Genomic DNA, 1,847 nt, shown 5'->3' on the forward strand with positions numbered 1-1,847 from the left:
CACCCGAGCGACGGCCTGCTGATGTTCGCAGGCCTCTACTCGTGGTGGGCGGACCACTCGAAGTCGGAGGACGACCCCGGCTTCTGGAACCTGACATCAACCATCGTCACCACGGCGGCTGTCCCCCACCTCGCGCACATTCACGACCGGCGGCCAGCAACTCTGCCCCCGGAGCTCTGGGCGGACTGGATGAACCCCGACATCCTCGGCGATGACACGTTCATCGAGTACGCCATGAACGCCTCAGCTGCTGTCGCCGAGGAACTCAACGAGTACCCAACGCTGCCGCTGAAAGATGACGGCCTCCCCGCCGTCCCGATTCCGGCTGAATAGTCCTCGGCGGCCCGAGGCTAGAAGGCCTGCTTGTCGTACCCCGAAGGCAGCGAGCGCAACGGGGTCCTCCCACGCAAGCCCGGCAGCAACCGCTTCCGCCAGCGTGCTCAGCCCACGGCCGAAGTAGCAGAAGCCATGCTCGTAGGTGGAGGCGCAGGTCCCCGCTGCGATGTCGCTCGGCTCACACATTGAGTCGTGCTGGTGGACGACAAGCCGCCAGTTGAAGACCGTCGCGAGCACCTCAACGATGAACGCGTCGGTGCTACGCACACGGTAGCCGTACCAGGTCGGTACGATGCCTTGCTGCTCGGCGAAGTCGCCGTCTGCTGCGAAGCTCATGAGGTCCTCCTCTCCAGCCCACTGGGTGTCCGCTCACTTCACCTTGCCATGCCAGGCATGACCCATCGCTAGGGCGGCACGCTCGTCGGAGTATCGGGTCAGCGGCACATCAACCCCTCGCGCCCAAAGCAGACGGACAAGCTCGACGCTCGTAGGCTCCGGGTAGACCCGCTTGTTGGGCACGATGTCTCTGGCTGGCAGAGAGGTTCCTGCGACATACGACGTGCGGGTGCCGTCGTAGCTGTAGACGAATCGGTGTAGGAGGCCGTCGGTCAGGTACACGTGGAAGCTGTCCCTGTCGCAGGTGTAGCCGTACAGGAGCGTTCCTTCCCGAAGCCCCTCAAGCTCGTCAACCGAGATGCTGACCGGCGCGGACGGCGGGACGGGTCGGGCGAGCTCTTCGTACTCGTTGAGGTTCACGTCCGAGCTATGCGCGGTTCGCGCCCGTGCGGCGCGACAGGGGTGCCAGCCCGGCGTCACCTAAGCGCGTGCGAACGACTCTTCATGGACGAGGTCGGCGCACCCCAGCGCGAACTTCTGGGCATAGTCGATGTGGCCGGACGCTGACCGCTCCACCCGCAGGACGTCGTCCTCGGTCACCGGACCGCGACCGAGCCGGGCACGAAGCCGGTTCACGGCATCATGCATGACGTCACGCTCGTAGAGCACCCATCCGAGTTCCCCCGTTGCGGCATCGAAATGCTCACGCTCGCTGCGGTGCTCCGCTGCAGCTGAAAACACTGACCTGAGTTCCTCGAAGTCACGTCGGTACCTCTGCTGCCATTCGATGCTGTTGCTCATGCCGCATCCCTGAGGTCGTCGCGCCACTCGTCCTCTTCGAGGTCGAACCAATCGAACCCGCCATCACCGTCCGACTCCCACCGGGAGATGCCGGCAGCGTCCGAATAGTCGGGCTTCACGTCGTTCTCGAACTCGAAGATGGAGAAGTCGATGACCGCGTTCAGCACCATCTTCGCCGCGTCAAGGTCGTCGAACTCACGCGTGAAGGCCTTCATCGGGACCTGCGGGACGTACCAGATGCGGAAGCGCTTGTTGGTCATGGGACGCTCAGTCGTCGGCGTGTACTCGCTCATCGCTCTTCCTCACCCCTGTTCGTAAGGGTGGGCGTGTTCTCCGCGACCGGCCATGCGTCGGCGACTGTGCCGGCCACCTTC

At 64.4% G+C, this 1,847-nt stretch carries 4 protein-coding genes; 1 reads left to right on the forward strand and 3 read right to left on the reverse strand.

Annotation, left to right across the window (positions count from 1 at the left end; all coding sequences use genetic code 11):
- Positions 1-333, forward strand: a 333-nt coding sequence (locus tag B7X32_RS20680) for an SOS response-associated peptidase family protein (RefSeq protein ID WP_292724069.1), incomplete at its 5' end; no start/stop codon positions are given.
- 372 nt (positions 334-705) lie between these two features.
- Here the strand turns inward: B7X32_RS20680 and B7X32_RS20685 are convergent.
- Genes B7X32_RS20685 through B7X32_RS20695 form a run of 3 tightly spaced genes read right to left on the reverse strand, consistent with a single transcriptional unit; the run spans position 706 to position 1,766 of the window.
- Positions 706-1,092: a hypothetical protein gene (locus tag B7X32_RS20685; RefSeq protein ID WP_292724072.1), complete on the reverse strand. Its 387-nt coding sequence runs from the start codon at positions 1,090-1,092 to the stop codon at positions 706-708.
- 60 nt (positions 1,093-1,152) lie between these two features.
- Positions 1,153-1,473 (reverse strand): hypothetical protein, encoded by a 321-nt coding sequence (locus tag B7X32_RS20690; RefSeq protein ID WP_292724074.1) that lies wholly within the window; start codon positions 1,471-1,473, stop codon positions 1,153-1,155.
- Positions 1,470-1,766 (reverse strand): hypothetical protein, encoded by a 297-nt coding sequence (locus B7X32_RS20695; RefSeq protein WP_292724075.1) that lies wholly within the window; start codon positions 1,764-1,766, stop codon positions 1,470-1,472. Before B7X32_RS20695 ends, B7X32_RS20690 begins: the two co-directional genes overlap by 4 nt.
- Positions 1,767-1,847: the final 81 nt, after the last annotated feature.

Source organism: Microbacterium sp. 13-71-7 (assembly GCF_002257455.1).
Lineage (GTDB): Bacteria > Actinomycetota > Actinomycetes > Actinomycetales > Microbacteriaceae > Microbacterium.

Excerpts from the sequence above, each read along its gene's own strand:
- B7X32_RS20690 (WP_292724074.1), bottom strand. The coding sequence starts at position 1,473 with ATGAGCAACAGCATCGAATGGCAGCAGAGGTACCGACGTGACTTCGAG.
- B7X32_RS20695 (WP_292724075.1), bottom strand. The coding sequence starts at position 1,766 with ATGAGCGAGTACACGCCGACGACTGAGCGTCCCATGACCAACAAGCGC.